24 protein-coding genes are annotated in these 22,284 nt (G+C 41.1%); 9 read left to right on the top strand and 15 right to left on the bottom strand.

What is annotated here, in order from left to right:
- Window positions 1–22: 22 nt before the first annotated feature.
- Together L0B70_RS06615 and L0B70_RS06620 are read right to left on the bottom strand one after the other, a co-directional pair.
- Complete coding sequence (locus tag L0B70_RS06615) at window positions 23–403, bottom strand: DUF2752 domain-containing protein (protein ID WP_235143491.1); 381 nt, start codon at window positions 401–403, stop codon at window positions 23–25.
- Entirely contained in the window at window positions 403–705 is a 303-nt protein-coding gene (locus tag L0B70_RS06620; protein WP_235143492.1) for a CD225/dispanin family protein, read from the bottom strand. Before L0B70_RS06620 ends, L0B70_RS06615 begins: the two co-directional genes overlap by 1 nt.
- Before the next feature lie 139 nt (window positions 706–844).
- On the opposite strand from L0B70_RS06620, the gene L0B70_RS06625 reads away from it, so the two are divergent.
- Together L0B70_RS06625 and L0B70_RS06630 are read left to right on the top strand one after the other, a co-directional pair.
- A complete protein-coding gene (locus L0B70_RS06625; protein ID WP_235143493.1) occupies window positions 845–3,121 on the top strand; it encodes an aconitate hydratase in 2,277 nt (758 codons plus the stop codon).
- Window positions 3,122–3,327: 206 nt separating this feature from the next.
- Entirely contained in the window at window positions 3,328–5,454 is a 2,127-nt protein-coding gene (locus L0B70_RS06630; RefSeq protein WP_235143494.1) for a TonB-dependent receptor domain-containing protein, read from the top strand.
- A gap of 47 nt (window positions 5,455–5,501) precedes the next feature.
- On the opposite strand, the gene L0B70_RS06635 is transcribed toward L0B70_RS06630, so the two are convergent.
- From L0B70_RS06635 to L0B70_RS06660, 6 genes are all read right to left on the bottom strand, one after another.
- Window positions 5,502–6,182, bottom strand: coding sequence for an RluA family pseudouridine synthase (locus L0B70_RS06635; RefSeq protein ID WP_235143564.1), 681 nt, complete (start codon window positions 6,180–6,182; stop codon window positions 5,502–5,504).
- 62 nt (window positions 6,183–6,244) lie between these two features.
- Window positions 6,245–6,757, bottom strand: coding sequence for an NUDIX domain-containing protein (locus L0B70_RS06640; RefSeq protein WP_235143495.1), 513 nt, complete (start codon window positions 6,755–6,757; stop codon window positions 6,245–6,247).
- Window positions 6,758–7,663: a site-specific tyrosine recombinase XerD gene (gene xerD, locus L0B70_RS06645; protein ID WP_235143565.1), complete on the bottom strand. Its 906-nt coding sequence runs from the start codon at window positions 7,661–7,663 to the stop codon at window positions 6,758–6,760. It lies immediately after the preceding gene.
- A gap of 15 nt (window positions 7,664–7,678) precedes the next feature.
- On the bottom strand, window positions 7,679–8,068 hold the full coding sequence (locus L0B70_RS06650; RefSeq protein WP_235143566.1) for a dCMP deaminase family protein: 390 nt from the start codon (window positions 8,066–8,068) through the stop codon (window positions 7,679–7,681).
- Between the two features lie 92 nt (window positions 8,069–8,160).
- Window positions 8,161–8,928, bottom strand: coding sequence for an enoyl-CoA hydratase/isomerase family protein (locus tag L0B70_RS06655; RefSeq protein ID WP_235143496.1), 768 nt, complete (start codon window positions 8,926–8,928; stop codon window positions 8,161–8,163).
- A gap of 93 nt (window positions 8,929–9,021) precedes the next feature.
- Entirely contained in the window at window positions 9,022–10,521 is a 1,500-nt protein-coding gene (locus L0B70_RS06660; RefSeq protein WP_235143497.1) for a catalase, read from the bottom strand.
- Between the two features lie 123 nt (window positions 10,522–10,644).
- On the opposite strand from L0B70_RS06660, the gene L0B70_RS06665 reads away from it, so the two are divergent.
- From L0B70_RS06665 to L0B70_RS06685, 6 genes are all read left to right on the top strand, one after another.
- The gene (locus L0B70_RS06665) at window positions 10,645–11,592 is read left to right on the top strand and encodes a LysR substrate-binding domain-containing protein (RefSeq protein WP_235143498.1); all 948 of its coding nucleotides are present in this window, start codon (window positions 10,645–10,647) and stop codon (window positions 11,590–11,592) included.
- 192 nt (window positions 11,593–11,784) lie between these two features.
- Window positions 11,785–13,065, top strand: coding sequence for a methionine adenosyltransferase (gene metK, locus L0B70_RS06670; RefSeq protein WP_235143499.1), 1,281 nt, complete (start codon window positions 11,785–11,787; stop codon window positions 13,063–13,065).
- Between the two features lie 80 nt (window positions 13,066–13,145).
- Complete coding sequence (locus L0B70_RS06675) at window positions 13,146–13,634, top strand: hypothetical protein (protein ID WP_235143500.1); 489 nt, start codon at window positions 13,146–13,148, stop codon at window positions 13,632–13,634.
- A gap of 178 nt (window positions 13,635–13,812) precedes the next feature.
- Complete coding sequence (locus tag L0B70_RS06680) at window positions 13,813–14,403, top strand: RNA polymerase sigma factor (protein ID WP_235143501.1); 591 nt, start codon at window positions 13,813–13,815, stop codon at window positions 14,401–14,403.
- A 49-nt stretch (window positions 14,404–14,452) separates the two neighbouring features.
- A complete protein-coding gene (locus L0B70_RS13395; protein ID WP_260089234.1) occupies window positions 14,453–14,587 on the top strand; it encodes a hypothetical protein in 135 nt (44 codons plus the stop codon).
- Between the two features lie 27 nt (window positions 14,588–14,614).
- Window positions 14,615–15,310, top strand: a complete 696-nt coding sequence (locus tag L0B70_RS06685; protein WP_235143502.1) for a YjjG family noncanonical pyrimidine nucleotidase — start codon at window positions 14,615–14,617, stop codon at window positions 15,308–15,310.
- Window positions 15,311–15,378: 68 nt separating this feature from the next.
- Here the strand turns inward: L0B70_RS06685 and trpS are convergent, their stop codons facing one another.
- The 3 genes from trpS to L0B70_RS06700 form a co-directional block, all read right to left on the bottom strand.
- The gene (trpS, locus tag L0B70_RS06690; protein ID WP_235143567.1) at window positions 15,379–16,347 is read right to left on the bottom strand and encodes a tryptophan--tRNA ligase; all 969 of its coding nucleotides are present in this window, start codon (window positions 16,345–16,347) and stop codon (window positions 15,379–15,381) included.
- A gap of 64 nt (window positions 16,348–16,411) precedes the next feature.
- Window positions 16,412–17,548 carry a tetratricopeptide repeat protein gene (locus L0B70_RS06695; RefSeq protein ID WP_235143503.1) on the bottom strand — a complete coding sequence of 379 codons (1,137 nt, stop codon included), beginning with the start codon at window positions 17,546–17,548 and terminating at the stop codon, window positions 16,412–16,414.
- Window positions 17,549–17,551: 3 nt separating this feature from the next.
- Window positions 17,552–19,033 (bottom strand): AraC family transcriptional regulator, encoded by a 1,482-nt coding sequence (locus L0B70_RS06700; protein ID WP_235143504.1) that lies wholly within the window; start codon window positions 19,031–19,033, stop codon window positions 17,552–17,554.
- A 317-nt stretch (window positions 19,034–19,350) separates the two neighbouring features.
- Between L0B70_RS06700 and L0B70_RS06705 the strand changes: the two genes are divergently transcribed.
- Complete coding sequence (locus L0B70_RS06705) at window positions 19,351–20,610, top strand: T9SS type A sorting domain-containing protein (protein ID WP_235143505.1); 1,260 nt, start codon at window positions 19,351–19,353, stop codon at window positions 20,608–20,610.
- Window positions 20,611–20,708: 98 nt separating this feature from the next.
- Here L0B70_RS06705 and L0B70_RS06710 read toward each other — a convergent pair whose 3' ends face one another.
- From L0B70_RS06710 to L0B70_RS06725, 4 genes are all read right to left on the bottom strand, one after another.
- On the bottom strand, window positions 20,709–21,347 hold the full coding sequence (locus L0B70_RS06710; RefSeq protein WP_235143506.1) for a lipoprotein signal peptidase: 639 nt from the start codon (window positions 21,345–21,347) through the stop codon (window positions 20,709–20,711).
- Window positions 21,347–21,541 (bottom strand): DUF2683 family protein, encoded by a 195-nt coding sequence (locus L0B70_RS06715; protein WP_235143507.1) that lies wholly within the window; start codon window positions 21,539–21,541, stop codon window positions 21,347–21,349. Before L0B70_RS06715 ends, L0B70_RS06710 begins: the two co-directional genes overlap by 1 nt.
- Window positions 21,542–21,548: 7 nt before the next feature.
- Window positions 21,549–21,791 (bottom strand): DUF6576 domain-containing protein, encoded by a 243-nt coding sequence (locus L0B70_RS06720; protein WP_235143508.1) that lies wholly within the window; start codon window positions 21,789–21,791, stop codon window positions 21,549–21,551.
- Between the two features lie 97 nt (window positions 21,792–21,888).
- A complete protein-coding gene (locus L0B70_RS06725; RefSeq protein ID WP_235143509.1) occupies window positions 21,889–22,269 on the bottom strand; it encodes a TraR/DksA C4-type zinc finger protein in 381 nt (126 codons plus the stop codon).
- Window positions 22,270–22,284 lie beyond the last annotated feature (15 nt).

A 22,284-nucleotide genomic window follows, 5' to 3' on the forward strand; every position in this document is an offset into this window, starting at 1 on the left:
AATTTTTGCCAAAAATAGGAATTTAAATATTCCTAAAGATGAAGAAGAAAATAACGAGGAAGGCAATCAGGTAAATTGCCCAGCGGCCAAACAGGATTTTGCGGATCTTGGGAAAGGAATATTTTAAACCAAACCACTCGAACAAAACCCCCGTAAATACATACGGAATGGCTGCAATAAAAAGAGGATTATAAGAAAATGCCTGCCGGAATTCACCGTGCAGCAGGGAGTGTAGCGCCCTTTGGCTGCCACATCCGGGACAGTCCAGATGAGTGAATGTTTTGAAAGGGCACCGAATTAAAAAAGAATCCGAGTTTGGATTATAGAAATAGTAAAAAAGCAGACCGCCGCCAAAAGCGATGATGAAAACCGAATATAGAAGATTGCTGTTTTTGCGCCCCATTACCGGTTGTAAAATCCTGCAAAAACGCCGAGCGTTGCCATTATTCCGATGGCAACAATCGTCAGGAGACCGCAGGCGACGCTTACCATGACCAAAGTTTTCGCTGTATTTGAGGCACTTTCCGCGCCGGCAATGTCGCCGCGATAGAATTTCGACTCTACGCTGGCGGCGTACACAATACTGATGATTCCTAAAATCTGACAACAGAAAATCGTGACCAGAATGGATTCTACAAGCCAGTTTTTCGGCGGAATGGCATTTGGATTTTGATTCGGATTTAAAGCAGGATTGGGAGTTTCCATGGCTAAATTTTTATAAAATTAGTAAAAAATAGATCATCAATATCATATTTATTCTAATTCTAAATGATTTAAGACGAGCTAACACTTAAAAATTTCGTAATTTTGAGTTCCTTTAAATATTCAAAAAAAATATATCGATATGACTTTTGACCTTGATATGATTAAAAAAGTGTATGAGCTTTACCCGGAGAAAGTTGCAAAAGCACGTGAAGCCGTAGGGAAACCTCTTACACTCTCAGAAAAAATTCTTTACACCCATCTTTGGGAAGGCAATGCATCGCAAGCGTATGAAAGAGGAAATTCTTATGTAGATTTCGCTCCGGATCGCGTTGCAATGCAGGATGCAACCGCTCAAATGGCGCTGTTGCAATTTATGCAGGCCGGTAAAGCAAAAGTAGCCGTACCTTCAACTGCGCACGCCGATCACCTGATCCAGGCGAGAGTTGGGGCAGAAGCAGATTTACAGGAAGGGATCAATAAAAACTCTGAAGTTTTTAATTTTTTAAGTTCTGTTTGCGATAAATACGGCATCGGTTTTTGGAAGCCGGGCGCCGGAATTATTCACCAGGTGGTTCTCGAAAATTATGCATTTCCGGGCGGAATGATGATCGGAACCGACTCTCACACGGTAAATGCCGGTGGTTTGGGAATGGTTGCTATTGGTGTCGGCGGTGCAGATGCCGTGGATGTGATGGCCGGAATGGCTTGGGAACTTAAAATGCCGAAACTCATCGGTATTAAATTAACAGGAAGATTAAACGGCTGGACGGCCGCGAAAGATATTATTCTGAAAGTGGCGGGAATCTTAACCGTAAAAGGCGGAACGGGCTGTATCGTAGAATATTTCGGCGATGGTGCGCTCTCGCTTTCTGCCACAGGAAAAGGAACCATTTGTAATATGGGTGCAGAAATTGGAGCAACCACTTCAACTTTCGGGTATGATGATTCCATGAGAAGATATTTATCAGCAACCGGAAGACAGGATGTTGTTGACGCTGCAGATCAAATCGCTGAGCATTTAACAGGTGATCCGGAAGTATATGAAAATCCGGGACTTTATTTCGATCAGGTTATCGAAATTAATCTGGATGAATTAACACCGCACTTAAACGGACCTTTCACGCCGGATTTGGCTACACCGGTTGCGGAATTTCACGATAAAGCCTTGGCAAACGGTTGGCCAATTGAAGTCGAATGGGCCTTGATCGGCTCTTGTACGAACTCTTCCTACGAAGATTTGTCCAGAGCGGCCTCTATTGTGGACGATGCTTTCGCCAAAGGCGTGAAGCCAAAAGCAATCTTAGGGATTAACCCGGGTTCGGAGCAGGTTAAATTTACCGCAGAACGCGACGGTTTCTTAGATTCTTTCAGAAAATTTGAATCCGCCAGAATTTTTACCAATGCCTGTGGTCCTTGTATCGGACAATGGGACAGAGAAGGATCCGAAAAAGGGGAGAAAAACTCCATCATTCACTCCTTCAACAGAAATTTTGCGAAAAGAGCCGACGGAAATCCAAACACCCATGCTTTTGTCGCCTCGCCGGAAATGGTGGCTGCGGTTGCAATTTCGGGGAGATTAGATTTTAATCCGATTACCGATACTTTAACCAATCAAAACGGCGAGGAAGTAAGATTGAACGAACCTGTGGGAATGGAATTGCCGCCAAAAGGTTTCGCTGTAGACGACAACGGTTATCAGGCGCCGTCTGTAGATGGTTCTTCAGTTCCCGTTAATGTGAATCCGACGTCAGACCGCCTTCAGTTGTTAACTCCTTTTGACGCCTGGAACGGACAAAATATTACCGGCGCAAAAGTTTTGATTAAAGCTTTCGGAAAATGTACCACCGACCATATTTCGATGGCAGGACCCTGGTTGAAATACCGTGGGCATTTGGATAATATTTCGAACAATATGTTGATTGGTGCCATCAACGCGTACAATATGGAAACGAATACCGTGAAAAATCTTCTAACGGGAGAATACGGTGCGGTTCCGGATGTTGCAAGAGCGTACAAAGCAGCGGGAATTCCAACCATCGTTGTTGGAGATCAAAATTATGGTGAAGGTTCCTCCCGAGAACATGCTGCGATGGAGCCCCGACATCTTGGTGTAAAAGCCGTTTTGGTAAAATCTTTTGCCAGAATTCACGAAACGAATCTGAAAAAGCAAGGAATGTTAGGCCTGACCTTCGCGAACGAAGAAGACTACAACAAATTTCAGGAAGATGACGTCGTTAATTTCTTAGATTTAGATCAGTTTGCACCCGGGAAACAATTGACTTTAGAGTTAGTGCATTCCGACGGCACAAAAGATATTATCTTAACAAATCATACGTACAATACACAGCAAATAGACTGGTACAAAGCAGGTTCAGCATTAAATCTAATCGCTGCCGAAGCGGCAAGAAATGCATAACTGTATATAAAAATAATAATGATAACCGCCCTGGAAACTGGGCGGTTTTTTTTCGCTGATTTGTCTGAAAAGAAGCTCAAGCCTAAGATGAACTTTTTTATAACACGAGTTAAGGGAATGTGACGATCTAATTTAGGCGGAACATTTATCGGCAAGCCCTGTAACAAATCCCTCTTTGCGGTGTCTTATTACTTACATTAAAATTTATGACCAAAATATCTGCTGCAGTTATTGCATTGTTCTGTTCGCAATTCTACTTTTCCCAGGAAAAATCCACCTCTAACACGAAAGAAAAACAAATTGAAGGTGTTGTTATTACGAAAACTAAAAAGGCCGTCGAGCAGAAAGCAGACCGTACCATCTTCGATTTCTCTGAACAGCCCAGTTTAAATTCCGGAACGGTGATGGAAGGTATGAAAAAATTACCCGGCCTCATTGTTTCCGATGTGGCGGGAATGCTGTATCAGGGCAAGCAGCTCGCGGTTTATATGGACGGAAGACCGCTTAATATTTCGAGCAATGAACTGAATTCTTTTTTGGAAGGTATGCCTGCAAATTCTGTGGAACGAATTGAGATCATCACGCAGCCCGGCGCGGAATTTCCCGCAACTTCCGGCGGCGCCATCATGAACATCATCACGAACAAAAATTCAAAAAAATATTTAACCGCAACCTATTCCGGCAACTACAGCTTTACAAATGACGATAAATTCCGCAGCAGAACCGGAAATTCCATCAATTTAAACGCAAGAAACAAATATTTTGGCTGGCAGATCAACGCTGGACAAAATTACCGCGAAAGTTTGATGGACTCGAATCAGGATAATCTGGCCTTCATCAACTCAGACCGAATAAACCGCGGAATTTTTGCGAAAACAGCTGTCACAATCGATCTTGGTCTCGACCGGTTGCTGTTGAATTATGATTTTTATAAAAATGGCGGCGATACCAATAATGCAAGTTCCGGAATCTACGAGGGAAATCCATATACTCAAAATTCGTATAGCGATTCCGAAAATTACAGGAACGATGCGGTTTTAATGTATCAGAAAAAATTTAATGATAAGGCGCAGAAACTGGATTTCAAAGCGTCGTATTCCCAGGCCGATTCGCAGTTCGATCAGCAAAATGCGGCGCAGGCGCAAAATGTTCTCGATAATTCCTCAGTGATGCGCGTGTCTAATTTCAAGGTTGATTATTCTCAACCTTTAAAAATTTTGGATGAGGGGAAAGTGAGTTTCGGTGGTCTTTATGAAAAACAAAATTACAAAACGGCGAGTTTTAATTCGCTTAACTTAGACTATCAAAAATTAAATGCCGCCGCTTATCTGGAATTTAAGGCGACGTTGAAAAAGATGGATTTTATCCTCGGAACGCGCGCGGAAGATTACGATATTTCCGGCACAACCTACAATTACCGCAATAACCGCTATGAAGCTTTAACGGATTTTAAAAAGTTTAAATTTTTCCCCAACGCGAGTTTGCAGTATAATTTTGCGAAACAGGTTTATTTTGCGTTGAATTATAACAAGAAAATTTCTTTGCCGAGTATTTCCGTCTTAAATCCGAATAACACCACGTTTTCCGGACCCAATTCTCAGTCTTCCGGAAATCCCAATCTGCAGCCCACTATTTTTGATAATTTCGAAGCGAAATTAAGTGCCGTCGATTATGTTTTTATCGGATATAACGTGAGTGTCGCGAAAAACCAGGTCGTACAGAAGATCAGCCGCGAGCGCGATGTCATCAGCAATTCGCAGGACAATGTTTCGGAACTGAAGATCCATAACTTCAATGTAGGATTTCCCATTCCGTTCGCCATTTTCAATACGCCGTTGAAAGAGCTGATGAAGTTCGACATGAATCCCGATAAACTGAATTTTGTGTACATTTATTCTGCTTATCAACTGCACGAATTGCCGGATATCAGTACAAAAGGTTTTTGGGTTTTCAACTTTATGGCGCAGATTATATTGCCGAAAGACATCACATTTGTTGCGAATTACAATTATCTGACGCCGAACGGAAATTACTATTATTTCGTGGCAGATAAACCTTTCAGCAATTCTTTAAACGTGAACATTTCCAAAAAATTCATGGACGAAAGACTGAACATTTCGCTCTTCGCGGATGATGTTTTCAATACGCAGGAAACGGCGCTTCATTCGGTTTCCGCCGTGCCGAATGTGTATTTGTCCAGCAAAAACGACTCGCGGAAATTTGGTATTTCTGTCAATTATAAGATTCCGACGAAGAATAAAAATGCGAAGATAGATCCCAATTTGTTGGATAAAGAGAAGAAGGAAGACGCGGGTTTAATTCCGGGCCAGTAGATTTTGCTAAAATAACCGTTCAGAAATCTGTGGTTTTTTAGCGAACATTAATCTTCGCAAGCCTGCCATATCACATCGTTCTGCGGAACTTTCGCCACAATTATTGTCTTTTCATTCGTCACCGGATGGATAAATTCTAATTTTCTGGCGTGAAGGTGAATGCCGCCGTCGGGATTGGAGCGCGGCGAGCCATATTTTAAGTCGCCTTTAATCGGTGCGCCAATCTTTGCCAACTGTGCCCGAATCTGATGATGCCGGCCGGTTTCCAGATCCACTTCCAGCAACTGAAAATTATCTAAGGTTTTGATGATTTCGTAATTGAGAATGGCTTCTTTCGCGCCGTCCGTCACTTTTGGGAAAACAGTGGATTTGTTATTCTTTTCGTTTTTTTGAAGGTAATGGATAAGGCGTTGCGCGTGCGGAATTTCTACTTTCGGCACCACGGCCCAATAGGTTTTTTTAATGTCGCGGTTCTTCACCATCTGCGTTAAACGTGAAAGTGCTTTCGACGTTTTTGCATAAATTACGAGACCGGAAGTCGGGCGGTCGATGCGGTGAACGAGGCCTAAGAAAACGTTTCCGGGTTTGTGATCTCGAACTTTAATAAAATCTTTAAGCAGATCGAGCAAAGAAAGATCGCCGGTTTTATCGCCCTGAACGAGCTGCCCGGCTTTTTTATTGATGACCAAAAGATGGTTGTCTTCGAAAACGATTTGTTCCTGCATAATGGATTTTTACCGACGACAAATTTACGGTAAAAAGATCAACAATTTTGATTGGAAAAGTTTTCTCAGGCCCGGAGATAGTTCTTCAGAAAAAGTCGCTGCGAATCGAAAGCCAGATCCTCCAGGTTAAGATCCTCTTTTTTAAGCCAAATGGTTTCAGAAATCTCCGAAACCTCCATTTCAACGTCGAATTTTTCTGAAACTTCGTATTCGTAAAAAAGATCTAAAGTGTTGTACAGAATGTTTTTGTATTCGTACGTGTTTGGTAAACTGGCTAGATATTTCAAGTCGGAAATCGGCACCTCAATTTTCATTTCTTCAAAAAGCTCGCGCACGCAAGTTTCTTCGGCGCTTTCTTTCGGATCTACAAATCCGCCGGGCAGATCCAGTTTTCCTTTTTTCGGTTCCTGATTTCTGCGTGTGAAGAGAAATTCATCCTTAAATTTTATCAATACCGCAACAGCTCCGGCGACATTATGAAAGAGAACGTAATCGCAGTGGGAGCAGGACCACATTTTTTCGCCGTCCCATTGTAAAGTTTCGTGCCCGCATTTTGGACAAAATTTCAGAAATTCCATTTAAACTTTATTTCGCGGATGGTAGTTAAGAATGACGTCACGCAATTCTTCGTTTTTTAAATGGGTGTAGATTTCGGTCGTTGTGATGCTCGAATGGCCCAACATTTCCTGAATGTACCGCAGATCCGCACCGTTTTGTAAAAGATGCGTTGCGAAGGAATGACGGAAGGTGTGAGGCGAGATTTTCTTGTTGATGCCAGCTTTCTCAGTGAGTTCTTTAATAATAATAAAGACAATAACGCGGGACATGGCGGAGCCGCGGCTGTTCAAAAACAAAATATCTTCGCATTTTTTATTTATTTTATATTTAGAGCGAATGTTGTTAATGTAATCTCTAATAAGCGAAGAAGTATAGACGGCTAAGGGAACAAAACGTGTTTTATCACCTTTACCTTCCACTTTTAAATAAGATTCTTTAAAATTAATATTGGAAATTTTCAGATCGATGAGTTCGGAAACGCGCAGGCCGCAGCCGTATAAGACTTCAATCATGCACTGGTTTCTTTGTCCCAAATCGGTGGCTATATCGATGGCTTTGATGATTCGTTCCACATCTTCGAAACTTAAGGTATCGGGGAGGTAAAGGCCTAATTTGGGACCTTCCAGCAAAGCGGCGGGATTATCGGTGCGAACTTCATCTTCTAAAAGATATTTAAAGAAAGATTTGATGGAGGAAATCCATCGGGCCTGGGAGCGCTCGCTGAATTTTTTCTTCGAAAGCTGAAAAAGATATTCCTGAATATTTTCGTAGGTAATTTGAAGAGGACCGGTATTGGACAGATCGAATTCTGCATAATCGCGAAGTTTTCGGATGTCTCTTAAATAAGCGTCAAGTGTATTGTCTGAAAAATTTCTCTCAAATTTCAGGAAATTTTCAAAATCTTTTATTTTTTCATCCCAAGTGATCATCTTCTTTAATTTTTATAGCAGTTCTTCTTTCGATATTTTCAGGAGAACAATGCCGTGATTTTTTAGAAAATCTATTCCGTCATTGTCGGAATATTCGTCTACATAAACCACTTTTTTTATCCCGGCCTGTAAAACAAGTTTGCTGCATTCTTTGCACGGAGATAAAGTTAAATACAGTGTTGCATCTTTTGCAGACTGTGTAGAACCTGCCAATTTCAGGATAGCGTTGGCCTCTGCGTGCAAAACAAACCATTGCGTTTTCCCTGTTTCATCTTCGCAGCAGTTGTCGAATCCGGAAGGAGTGCCGTTATAGCCGTCGGAAATGATCATTCGGTCTTTTACAATGAGCGCTCCAACCTTTTTTCTTTTGCAATAAGACAACTTTGCCCATTCCATTGCCATTTTAAGGTAAGCTTTGTCGAATTTAGTTGGTTCCAAAATCTACTATTTTTCTAATTATTTTGCTTTAAAAGTTGCTGCGAGAAGAATTCGGCCTAAAAGTTCGGTTTTCTTTTTTCCAGAAATGCCAAAACTCCCTCTTTCTTGTCTTTCATTTCGAACAGTTCGCCGAAAGATTTTATTTCGGTCTCGTAACCGCTTGTTTTATCAAATTCGTTCACAGCGATAATTGCTTTTGAAATGCCCATTGGCGAGTTGCGCGAAATTAGCGCAGCCAATGCCTTTGTTTGTGGCAAAAGTTCTTCTAAACTAAAAACCTCGTTCACCAAGCCGATTTCTTTTGCTCGTTGCGCCGAAATCATTTTTGCAGAAAATATGAGTTCGTTGGCCAAACCTTTACCAACCAGTTTTGGCAACCTTTGGGTGCCGCCGTAACCCGGAATTAGTCCTAAAGTCACTTCCGGTAAGCCCAGTTTAGCGTTCTCCGACGCATATCGGATGTGGCACGCCATGGCAAGTTCCAAACCGCCGCCCAGAGCAAAGCCATTAACGGCTGCTATTACGGGTTTGCTTAGATTTTCTATTTTGTTGAAGAGAATGTTTTGGCCGTTTCGCGATAATTCCTCCGCAGCCTGAGTTCCAAAGTCGGAAAATTCTTTGATGTCGGCGCCCGCAACGAAAGATTTTTCGCCGCTTCCGGTTAAGATGACGACCCTGATTTCTTTGTTGGAATCCAGTTCTCCAAAAGCCTCGCTCAGTTCCCGAATCGTTGCGGCATTCAGCGCATTCAAACTTTCCGGTCTGTTGATAGTAATTACCGCAGTTTTTTCTTCGATTTGGAGAATGATATTATCGTAATTCATTTTTGAAATTAAAATTTTAAAGATGCAAAGTACTGTTTTTTTCTGACTCCGAAAAGGTTCGGCTGTGGCGCGGGAAAAATGTGTGACAGCGTTCTAAAACTCAGTGCTTAACGAGTGCGTCATCATGTTCCCGTCAATATTTACCTGAAGACCCATCGCGATTTTCATTCCAAGTTCGATATTGGCGCGAAAGAAATGGCAAAGCTGGCGGTTGATGATCTCGTCTTTTTTCGGCCCCGAAATCCCTCTCATGGAAGTAACGATGTTTTGAATAAGATGCTCTCGCTGCTCCTGATTCATGGCTTTCGTGAAGAGCAGACCAGGTTGCGTGTAATGATCGTCATCGTTTTCATTACGGTTAAAGTGCGCCACATTGGTACTGTCTAAATCGTATTCCAAATTTTTGTAGGTGGCATCGGGCTGAATATCATCGAAACTGTTTGGAAAATAATTTGGGGCATCTTCGTAGTTGCGCGAATCTGCCATTGCTCCGTCCCGCTGATAATTATTGACTTCGAAAGGGCACCGGTTAACTTCCAAAAGATGTGCGTTCACGCCCACGCGGTAGCGCTGCGCATCTGGATAAGAAAATAATCTGCCCTGCAACATTTTGTCGGGGGAAAAACTGATGCCGGAAATTAAATTGGCGGGCGAAAAAGCAGCCTGTTCTACATGTGCAAAGAAGTTTTTCGGAATTTCATTCAGTTCCATTTCGCCGACTTCAATTAAAGGAAATTCCTCATGAAACCAAACTTTCGTTACGTCGAAAGGATTCCAGCGAAATTCTTTTGCCTGTTCTTCCGTCATTACCTGAATAAAAAGCGTCCATTTCGGAAAGTTTCCTTTTTCGATGGCTTCTACCAAATCTTCCTGTGCAAAATCGGGATTTTCACCCTTCATTTTCACTGCATCTTCTTGGGTGAAATTTTTTATTCCCTGTTGGGTCCGGAAATGGAATTTAACCCAAACACGCTCGTTACTATCGTTGATCATGGAGTAGGTGTGGGAACCAAATCCGTGCATATGTCTGTAGCCATGCGGCGTACCTCGATCCGACATTAAAACTAAAACCTGATGAAGCGATTCGGGATTGAAACTCCAAAAATCCCACATCATGGTCGCGCTCTTCAAATTTGTTTTTGGAACTCTTTTTTGGGTATGGATAAAATCTGGAAATTTTTTGGCGTCTTTAATAAAAAAGACGGGCGTGTTATTGCCAACCAGATCCCAGTTGCCGTCTTCCGTATAAAATTTCAGCGCAAAGCCGCGCGGATCTCTTTCTGTATCTGCACTGCCTTTTTCGCCGCCCACTGTAGAAAAACGGGCGAACATTCGGCATTCATTTCCAACTTTTGAAAACAGTTTTGCTTTGGTGTATTTGGAAATATCGTGCGTTACAGTGAACTTTCCGTAGGCACCGCTGCCTTTTGCGTGTACAATTCTTTCGGGAATTCTTTCCCGTACAAAATGTGCTAAATTTTCCTGTAAAATAAAGTCCTGTAATAAAACCGGACCTCGTGGTCCCACCGTTTGGGAATCCTGATGGTCGAAATAGGGTGCGCCGGAGCCGGAAGTGAGTTTTTTATTGGGCATTGAAGTAAGTTTTACGGTACAAATTTACGGATTTCGGAAGTGAATTACCACGCTAAGCAAACGAAAATCAATATAACATAGTATAAATATAACATAGTATATTTGTATAGATAAAATTAATTTATGAACATTCAGCAACTGGAGTATTTAATCGCCGTTAACAAATATAAACATTTCGGTAAAGCCGCGCAGGCCTGTTTCATTACGCAGCCAACACTGAGCGCGATGATACAAAAATTTGAGGATGAGCTCGACGTGAAGATTTTCGACCGAACTACACATCCTATCCGTACAACCGATATTGGAGTGCAGATTATCGAGGAAGCCAAAACAGTGATCGACGCCGTAAATGAACTCAAGAATAAAGCCTCGCTTCTTAACAATGTTTTGGCCGGCAAACTTAACCTTGGTATTATTCCCACTGTGTCGAGTTTTATATTGCCGTCGGAGATTTTTGATTTTTTAAAGGAAAATCCGAAAATTGAGCTGAATGTGAAGGAAATGACCACTGATAACATTATAAAATCGCTGAAATCGGGCGAACTCGATGCCGGGATAATTTCCACGCCTTACGATGCAGCAAGTGAGTTTTATCAGGATTTTCTTTTTAATGAAGAACTCATGATTTATTCCTCCGACATTGATTCTAAAAAAGATTCCTTTGTAATTCCGGAAGAGATCGATACAAACAAAGTTTGGCTTTTAGAAGAAGGAAACTGTTTGAAAACGCAGTTTGAGAACATTTGTAATTTAAAAGAAAACTCCCTAAAGCCCAAAAACCTGGAGTTTTTAGCGTCCAACATCAACACTTTAATTCAAATGGTGGATAAAGTGGGCGGAATTACAATTTTGCCCGAACTGGCGATTCCGCAACTTTCAGAAATTCAAAAAAATAAAATTTCGAGGTTCCGTAAGCCTTTCCCCTTCCGCGAGATCAGTTTAATTTACTACAAGCCCACGTATAAACAGAAGATTTTAAGTGAAATGGCGACTTCCATCAAAAATTCTTTGAAAGAAAAATTAAATTATAATAAGCTTCCGGAGGACTTCGAAAGCATTAAACCGCAATGATTTTTATTACCTGCGTAAATTTTGCGGTTCGGTAAATACTCTTTAAATTTGCAACCGAATAACTTCGCGAGGAAAAATTTGAACTGATTGCAACCTCTCAAAAAAATGCTAAAACAGAATTTCTATTTTAGTTTCTTTTGTAATCACTTCCCTTTTTCTTTAAAAATTAATTTTTTAAAAAACAAAAGAAATATGTCATATTTATTTACGTCTGAGTCGGTTTCTGAAGGACATCCGGATAAAGTTGCAGATCAGATTTCCGATGCCCTCATCGATAATTTTCTGGCCAACGATCCCAATTCGAAAGTGGCTTGCGAAACTTTGGTGACCACAGGACAGGTGGTTTTGGCCGGTGAAGTTAAATCCACCGCTTATCTGGATGTGCAGGATATTGCCCGAAAAGTAATTAACGGGATTGGCTATACGAAAGGAGAATACATGTTTGCGGGAGATTCCTGCGGCGTCATTTCTGCCATTCACGAACAGTCTTCAGACATCAACCAGGGCGTGGACCGGAATTCGGAGAATGATGATTTTGATTCCAAAGCCAACAGCCAGGGCGCCGGCGATCAGGGAATGATGTTTGGTTACGCGACCAACGAAACAGAAAATTATATGCCTTTGGCACTCGATTTAGCGCATACCATTTTAAAAGAATTGGCTGTTTTGAGACGGGAAAACGATGCCATCCAGTATCTTCGTCCAGATGCAAAATCTCAGGTTACAATTGAATATTCCGATGATCACAAGCCGGTAAGAATCGATTCTATTGTAGTTTCAACCCAGCACGACGAATTTGGAAGCGACGAAGCCATGCTGGCGAAAATCCGAAAAGATATTATTGAGATTTTAATTCCGAAAGTAAAAGCAAAACAAAAACAGGGTATTCAAAACCTTTTCAACGACCAGATCAAATACCACGTTAATCCCACAGGAAAGTTTGTCATTGGAGGTCCACACGGCGATACCGGTTTAACGGGAAGAAAGATCATCGTTGATACCTACGGCGGAAAGGGCGCCCACGGTGGTGGAGCGTTTTCGGGTAAAGACCCGTCGAAGGTAGACCGAAGCGCAGCATATGCGGTTCGTCACATGGCGAAAAACTTAGTGGCAGCCGGAGTTGCCGAGGAAATTTTGGTACAGGTTTCGTACGCCATCGGCGTAGCAGAGCCTTGCGGTCTATACATCAACACCTACGGCACGTCCAAACTCGGTTTGAATGACGGCGAACTGGCAGAAAGAGTGCAGAAAATATTTGATTTAAGGCCGTACGCCATCGAACAGAATTTAAAACTTCGAAATCCCATCTATCAGGAAACGGCGTCTTACGGGCACATGGGAAGAGAGCCTTATATTGCCGACAAGACCTTTCGAAAAGCAAATGGTGAAGACCTGGTGATCAAAGATCTGGAGTTTTTTACCTGGGAAAAACTTGACAAGGTTGATGAAATTAAGAAAGAATTTGACCTCTAATTTTTAAAATAATTTAAACTGCTTTATCCAAAAATGATAAAGCAGTTTTTTTTAACTTTACCGCAGAACAAAAATTCCTTATGAAGAAAATTTTCATTTTTTCAGTTTTTTTAATGATGTTGTCCGCGAATTTTGCAAAAGCACAGCTAACCATGCACAAGATCGTTCATGCGGGATACGTTTATCAAAATCAAAGTTTCGGCGAGATCGGCGGAAGATTGCTTTTTCTGAATACCGACGACCTTATTTACCGGGTTGGAGCTTCGGCCTTATTGGGTGTGGCGAACAGCGATTTTGCCATTATGCCAAAGGTTCAGGGTGACGTTCTTATTAATTTCGAACGGAATGTTGATCTTTATCACGCCTATTATTTTCTGGCCGGCGCAGAAGTCACAACAAAATATGTTGCGCCGAAAGTTGGTGCTTCCCTCTTCGGTATCATCGATTTGACGGGAGGTTATGCTTTTTCCCTTGATAAACAAGGTATTAATGGAAAAGAATTAAAAGGCCTCAATATTAATTTTACTGTTAATATTCCGCTTGTTCTCTTGCATGATTTAGCGAAATAACAATTTTTCTTTAAATATTTAAAAAATTTTAACACAGTATTAACTTTTTTATTACTTTTACCAACTCAACTAAAAACAAGCTATCGAGATAAAATTTTACTTCTTTTTTTAAACTGAAATCTAAAAATCCGAATAAACCTTTTGGTTTAGGGCCTCGGATGAAATAAAGAAGTGAATTATGACTACACAAACCGATAGCTGGTTGATCTCGGAGTACAGGAATGGTAACGAAAGAACGCTGCCAATTCTTATTCAAAGACACCAAAAAGATCTTTTTTCTTTCATTTTCTATAAATTGATGGATGAAGATTTAGCCAACGATATTTTTCAGGATACTTTTATGAAAATTATTGTAACCTTAAAAGAAGGGCGCTACAATGAAGAAGGCAAATTTATCCTGTGGGCAAAAAGGATTGCCTATAATCTTATCATCGACCATTTCCGTCTAAAATCAAAACACATCAAAGTTTCCGAAACTACGTATGATAATGACGAATTCTCCATCTTCGATCTTATTTCCGAAAAAGAAGAAAATATAGAAGAGCGATTAATAAGTCAACAAATACAGGATGATTTAATGAAAATGTTGGTTTTCTTGCCCGAAAATCAGCAGGAAGTCATTAAACTGCGTTTTTTCGACGGTTTAAGTTTTAAGGAAATTGCGGATCAAACCGATACCAGCATCAATACAACGCTCGGCAGAGTGCGGTACGCCCTTATTAATCTAAGAAAAATAATGAACGAGCATCAGATTATTTTAACACGTTAATAATAATTCAAAAAAAGTTGCGTTTTTAGGGAAATAAAATATTTCGCCTATGAAAAAAAATGACACTTTAAACAAAAACCTTTTGATACCAAAAAGACAAACGATCGATTTTCTGTTGAGCTATTCCAGAAGCATCACTGTTTTGAAAACCCGGAGTAAAAATCAGATTGTTTCCCAGAATTGACCTTAATTTTATTTAAATTTGTGCTGTATGAAAATTCAGCACATTTTTTTTGACCTCGACAATACCCTTTGGGACCATCGCAGAAATGCTTATCTCACTTTGAAAGAAATTTTTAAAAGAGAAGATGTTTCCCACAAATACAACCTCGGTTTCGAGGAATTCCACACCGAATATTTTACCATCAACGAACGGCTTTGGGAACAGATCCGGGACGGCGAAATTGATAAAGAATATCTCCGGAGGCACCGCTTTCACGATACTTTTCTCTTTTTTGGAATTGATGATTTCGACCTTGCGCAAACCTTCGAAGATAATTTTCTGGATGAGATCCTCAATTACAACGATCTGGTTGAAGGTGCTTTTGAGATTTTGGAGTATCTCTCCGAAAAACCCTATCACCTGCATATTCTTTCCAACGGTTTTAAAGAAGTTACGTTTCGAAAATGTGAACTTTCCGGAATTAAAAACTATTTCAAAACCATTACGAGTGCTGATGAGATCAACATTCGTAAGCCCAAACCCGAAATTTACGCGTATGCTTTAAATAAAGCCGGCGCAAAGAAAGAAGAGTCCATGATGATAGGCGACGACTGGATCGCGGATGTGGAAGGCGGTAAATCTTTCGGCTTAAAAGTAATTTTCTTCGATGTTTTTAATGATAATTTCGAGGCCGATGAGGTAACCGTAATTAAAAAATTGATCGAGTTGAAAAATATTCTGTAAATAAAATTGCCACGAATTCACTTCTTTATACGGTGTATTCGTGGCAAATTACTTGTAAAATTTAGAATCTAAACGCCCAAACTTTCGCGAACTCTGCTTATTGTATTTCTTGCGATGATTTTGGTTTTAGCGGCACCTTGCTGCAGCTTTTCTTCCAGTTCCGGCAGATTGTTCATGTAATAATTAAAGAGTTCTCTTTCTTTCGCAAACCGCGTTAAAATTAAATGCAACAATTCGGTTTTTGCATGTCCGTACCCGAAATTTCCGGCGAGATATTTCGCGCGCAGTTCTTCGGTTTGTTCCGGCGTTGCAATGAGCTGATAGATGGCAAAAACTTTGTCGGTTTCCGGATCTTTTGGGTCTTCCAAAGACTTCGAATCCGTTTCAATGCTCATCACCTGTTTTTTTACCTCTTTTTCGGATAGAAAAATATTGATAATGTTCCCAATGGATTTCGACATTTTTTTCCCGTCGGTACCGGGAACATATTTGGTTTCCTCCTGTAATTCTGCGCTTGGCAGCACAAAAACATCGCCCATTTGCCGGTTAAATTTTTCGGCAACGTCTCTGGTAATTTCCAGATGTTGAAGCTGGTCTTTGCCTACGGGAACGATCTCCGCGTTGTACAGTAAAATATCGGCCGCCATCAAAATAGGATAATTGAATAAACCCGCATTCACATCCTGTAAACGATCAGATTTGTCCTTAAAAGAGTGCGCCAGTGTTAATCTTTGATACGGAAAAAAACAATCCAGATACCAGGTAAGTTCGCAGGTTTCGGGAATATCGCTCTGTCTGTAAAAAAACGTTTTCTCCGTATCCAACCCACATGCAAGCCAGGCAGCAGCTGTTTCGTATGTATTTTGTTTAAGCGTCTTCGCATCTTTAATCAAAGTTAAAGAGTGCAGATTGGCTATAAATAAAAACGATTCATTTTCCGGCTTTTTGGAGAGTTCAATAGCGGGAATAATTGCGCCGAGTAAATTTCCCAGGTGCGGTGTTCCTGTGGCCTGTATTCCGGTAAGTATTCTGGACATGGTATAATCTGATTTCGACAAAAATACAAAAGAAATGGCGCTTTGCCAACCTTCTGTTCTGCCTTTAAAGAACTTTTTTCGCGCTGGTAAGGGTTTCGATAAGTTTTCGTTGGCGGCGATTTCGTTTTCGGATATCATAAAAGCCCTTTCCTAAAAAACCGCCGAAAAGCAGCGTTAAAATTCCCATCAGTCCTTCGTAAAGTTCAAATCGTTTTGTAACCGCGCTGATTTTTTGCTGCTCTTCAAGTTGTTGGGTATTCAAATAGCGGTTCAGCGATTTTAATTCGTTCTGCTCCAGATTTTTTTTAACAGCGAGATATTTACCGTTATAGGCCTGAAATTTTTCAAAATCATTAAGCGCCAAATTGTTGTTGGCTAAAAGTTGGTAAAGTCCTTCGTTCAAAACCAGATCTCCCACGGGCAAAGCCATTTCTTCCGCTTTGTAAAGCTTCTGAAGCGATTCCGTATAATTTTGGGTGAGAAATAAGGTTTCTCCCAGACCTTTCAGCGCATACGCTTCCAAACTGTTTGCCTTTCCGATTTTCGCAAATTTTTCTGATTTATTAAAATATTCAGAAGACTTCCGGAGCTGCAACAAATCGATATAGCAATAGCCGATATTGTAATAAATGATGCTCAAATTGGCCGCAGAATTTTTGTCCAGCTTCAATTTTTCAAAATTAGCCGCCGCCATTTTAAACTTTTCCAGGGCCAGATCGGGGTTCGACTGATTTCTGTAAATCATGCCGCGCACCGCATAATTAAAACCGGCATTGAAAATGCGGTCTTTGTCCATAGGAGCTAGTTTTTCGGTCAACACCAAGGATTGGTCCAGTGTTTCCAGCGCTTTATCATACAGTTCCATTTGTTGGTACTGCACTGCGACGGAGTTCAGGATTTTTATTTTGGTGGTGGGCAACGCTTCTTTGTTGATGAGGCTCGTCGCCTTCAGAATGTAGAAAAGAGAGCTGTCGTTATTTCTTTTGGCGATATAGGCGTTGGAAATCAGCATGTAAAGATGCGCCACCTGATCCACCTTGTTTTCCTCTTTCAGTAACTTCAGCGCGATCGAAATGGTTTCGTCGGGCCGTTCATAAATAATTACTTTTGCCCGGTTGATGAGGGAATCCTTGTCTTTTTGCGCTGCAAAGGCAACAGACCAAAAAACAAAAATCAGAAAGGACAATCTTAATACTTTCATCGTTTAGGAATTTCTTAAAGTCTGCATATATTCCTGCGGAGACATGCCGGTGATTGTTTTAAAAACGTTCGTAAACGCGCTGTGACTGGTGAAACCTCCGATCTCCGCAATGTAACTTATTTTGTACTGCAGATAGCTGCGGTCCGTGGCGAGAAGCTGGATAACGTGTTTAACACGCAGTTCGTTAATGTAGGTGTTGAAGTTTTTATCTTTATATTTATTAATGATTTCCGACAGATACTTCGTATTAGTGCCTAACTGCGCAGATAAATTCGCCAACGACATATTGTTATCCAGATAATTTTTAGATTCTTCGAACTGCTCCAGTTTATCCAAAATTTCTTTTTCGGTTTCCTTCGGAATAAGCAAGGCTTTTTTCGATGCATCTTTTTCCTTGATTTCAGGCCGTCTTACCGTTTGCGGAATGTTGATGGAGCGAAAAAATTTAATCTGCCGCGCCAATACCGTGGCTTTCTGCACTTCTCTTGCATACAGAAATCCAGCGGCGCACAAAAAAGGTAGTGCGGTGCCCGCTAGATAGAAGAATTGCATTTTCTTTTTCTGTGCAGTTAATTTGGTATTTTCTGCAGTAAATTCGGTGTTCAGCTGAATGAGTTCGCGACGTGCTTCTTTTTTATTTTCGGTGAGTAGTTTAGAACTTTCGTCGAGTTTATTCTTGTAAAAATCGTATTCATGGTCTTTTTTGATAACCAGATAATTTTTCGTCAGGTCGGCGTAAATTCCATTTTTTAAAGGTTCGTAAGCGGTGTTTTCCAGAGGTGCCAGCGCGCGCTTTAAACACTGAATGGCTTTTTCGTACTGCTGTTCTTCAAAAAATAATCTGCCACGAAACTGTTCCGTCGCGGAACGGAGATAAACCGCACGCGGTAAATTTTCCAAACTGTTTAAAAGCTTGTCTGCTGCTTTTTTGGCTTCTTTCCTGTGGCCTTTTTCCGAAAGGATGGCGACCGTAAGCAGATCATTTTCCTTTAAAATTAAATCGGCGGAATTTCCGGCCTTCGTAGCAAGGTTGGAACTTTTTGAAAGACTTTTTTCGGCTAGGTTCAGTTGTTTCAGCGCGATGTAATTTTTCGCCTGCAATTGAAAGAGTTGTGCGTAGAGATCGTCGTTATTCCCGGCAATTTTAGACATCTTTTTTTCGGAAAGAAGCGGCGTAATAATTTTCGAGGTCTGCTCGTAAAGATTCAGGTGGTAAAATTCCCGTGCGATCATCAAATTTCTGAGGAGATGCTCATCCGAATGCGGCAGATCCAAATTTTCGAAAGCGGTGCGCACAGATTCTACATAATCACCTTTCAGTAGATAAGCCTTTGCCAAAATATCCTTTACGACAAGTGGATGATTCTCATTTCTGATTTCTTTCGCAGCGTGAATGGCCACGTCCGGATTTTCGTAGAGTTTCGCAAAGCTGTTCTCCACACGCAGGTCGAAATCCGGGCGGCTTTGGGCCGATACAAATGTCATACTGGCGAAAAAGATGAAGAATATTTTCGGGAAATTGTACATCAAACAAAACTACTCATTTTTAAAACGAATTAAATTATTTCAGCGCCGAATTTAGTGATAAATCAGTAACAGAAAATACTTTTTATAAGTAAAAATTCATTAAATAACCAGTTTCAACGGACTAAAATTAATAACGGCAGTTTTTTTAAATAGCTTTAAATGAGTTTGTTAAAGATTCAGTATTTGGGAAATTCATGAATTCTGCAACTGCTTCGCGGAAACAGAGCGGCATTTTAGTTTAGTTTTAACTCAACTTAAAAACAAATTTATTTAGTATGAAAAATTTTTACACGGCAGCGCTCTTTTTCTTAGGATTGGGCTTGAGCCAGGCACAGGTTTATGACACCGGAAGTTTGGTATTTATGAAAGACGTATCGAATAATGGCGTAGCAGTAGGAAGTTTGGGTGGTTCTCACGTTTTGTGGACGGTAAATAGCGGCACAATAAGTTTGGGCGAAATTCAAAGCGGGCAGGCGTCGGGAATGACAAACGTTTCATCGGACGGGCGGTATGTGTCCGGAACCATGACTAATCCCAATACGGGCGTAGACGAAATGGCGCGATACGATACCACTACTCAAACCTGGACTTATTTGGGAACAATATCTGCCGGATCCGAAAGTTCTGCCTGGGGAATGACAAGCGATGGATCCACCGTGGTTGGATTAGGACTTTTGGAAAGTTATTTGGGTAATGCCGTAAAGTGGTCACAGACTACAGGCTTTGTTACTATCGGAAGCACAGTTTCCGGCAGCAGTTCGCGGGCAAATGCAATTTCGGATGACGGAACAATCGTTGCCGGTTGGCAGGATGATGATTATGGCGACCGTTTCGGGGTCTACTGGAAAGATGGTGTACAAACGTATATTAAAGATAATAATGGAGATTTGGTGGGTGAGGTTGCGAATATGACACCAGATGGTAAAACCATGGTTGGAACTAATCTTGAGCGTCCTTATATTTGGAATGAAACCACTGGCTATACAGAATTTATTCATGACAATCCCATGTACGAAGGAGGTGCCAGCGCCATCTCCGATGATGGAAAGACTGTAATCGGATTTTTTCGGGAGTGGGGCACCGGTGCACTGAGCGGCGAAGGTTTCATCTGGAACCAGGAAAAGGGGAGGATTAATCTTAACGAATACGTTACGAGTCTGGGATTAGATGATCTGGGAATGACGTTTGCCCTGCCGATGGCTATTTCGCCGAACGGAAAATATATTGTAGGAATCGGTAGAATTGACAATGATTACCAAGGTTTTGTGATCGATCTGTCCGCAGTATTAGCGACAAAAGATGTGGCCATAAGCAAAACTAAAATCTACCCAAATCCGGTGGGAAATGTTTTGCAGATTACAAACGCCGAGAAAATTACAGGAGTGGAAATCTACAATATGGCGGGGCAAAAAGTTCTTTCGACTGCGAAAATCTCTAAAGACGGACTGAATGTTTCAACCTTAACTAAAGGCACTTACGTGGTGAAAATGAAAACTGCAACTTCCGCTGAAAGCATTAAAATGCGGAAGAAATAAGCGTTGTTTAATTCAAACCAAAAGAATATCCGTCAATTTTTTTTGACGGATATTTTAATAGGTAAAAGTCACAGAATGACTTAATGGAAATTCTTAATTTAAAAATCCAGACCGTGCGGAAAAGCTTTTTTTCGGAAGATCAATAAAAGCGCCGCACCCACCGTTATGGCAGCATCCGCGACATTGAAAATATATTTGAAAAATTCAATATGTTTCCCGCCGAGCAAAGGCCAGCTTTCCGGAACATACCAATCGACCAACGGAAAATGCAGCATATCGACCACGCAGCCCTTCATAAAGGTAGAATAACCACTTCCGAGGGAAACTACCTTCGAGATTCCGCCGTACTCGATCCATCTTCCGATGCTTTCGTCGTACACGGTTCCGCTGTCGAAAAGCATTCCATAGAACATGCCGTCGATCAAATTACCGATCGCGCCGGCAAAAATCATCGACATCGGAATAAGTAAATAGTTACTCGCCCCTTCTTTCAGCCATTTGCTGAAAAGGTACACCATTCCGCCAATTAAAAATACACGGACAATTACGAGGAAATATTTTCCGAGCAATCCGCCGAAGTGAAAGCCATAAGCCATTCCCGGATTTTCGACAAAAGTCAGCTTGAAACCCGGAAAAACCGAAATGCTTTCGCCTAAATTAAAGTGGGTTTTAATATAAAATTTAGAAATCTGATCGATCAAAAGAATGATGAAGGTAATTAATGCTATTTTCTTCATTACAGATCCGTCTTTGGTTTGTCTTTAAAATTTCTCGCAGGTTTGTCCTTTTTAACGGTGTTTTTGGTTAAAAAAGGTTGCGTTTTCGTGTTTCTGGTGTGAAATTTTTCGTACCGGATTCCCATGTCTTTCATCACGTCTTTTAACGCGTTAAGTTCCATTTGATTTTTGGGATGAACTATAAGTGATTCCATTTTTATATTATTTTTTAGAAAGTTCGTCGAGGCGTTTTTGGTCTTCGCGGGAGAGATCTTTTACCCCGTTTTCTCCCATTTTACTCAGGAGGCGGTCGATCTCTTTTTCCCGGTCTTTCCTGTCCGAATTGAATCGGTCGTCTATCGTATAATTTTTTTCTTTGTTGGGAATAATTTTTTCTTTGATGTCTTTCCGAAAAAAGTAAATAAAAATCACCGCCACGGCAAGTAAAACGTAAACAAACGTCATGTTGAATTTTTGTTAATGTAAAAAGTACAAAGTACAATGCATTCTACAGTTAGAAACACACGATACTTTGTACATCATTCTGTTCAGCGGGATCCTTTTACCGCTGCATATTTTTTGCTTCAATGCTCAGGGTGGCGTGTGGCACCGCCCGTAAACGGTCTTTCCCGATGAGTTTGCCCGTTACCCTGCAGATGCCGTAGGTTTTGTTTTGAATGCGGACCAGCGCGTTTTTCAGATCGCGCACAAATTTTTCCTGGCGTCCGGCCAAAATAGCATTCTGTTCTTTGCTCAGTGTCTCAGCGCCTTCTTCAAACGCTTTGAAAGTAGGCGACGTATCGTCGGTACCATTGTTTTGGTCGTTGATGAAGCTTTCCCGGATGAGCATCAAATCCCGTTCTGCTTTTTCTATTTTTGCCTGGATTAATTCTTTGAACTCTACCAGATCGCTGTCGCTGTATCTTTGTCTTCCTTCGTCCATAGTTGTTTCTTAGTT

The organism is Kaistella sp. 97-N-M2 (assembly GCF_021513235.1).
In the GTDB taxonomy this organism is placed as follows: Bacteria; Bacteroidota; Bacteroidia; order Flavobacteriales; family Weeksellaceae; genus Kaistella.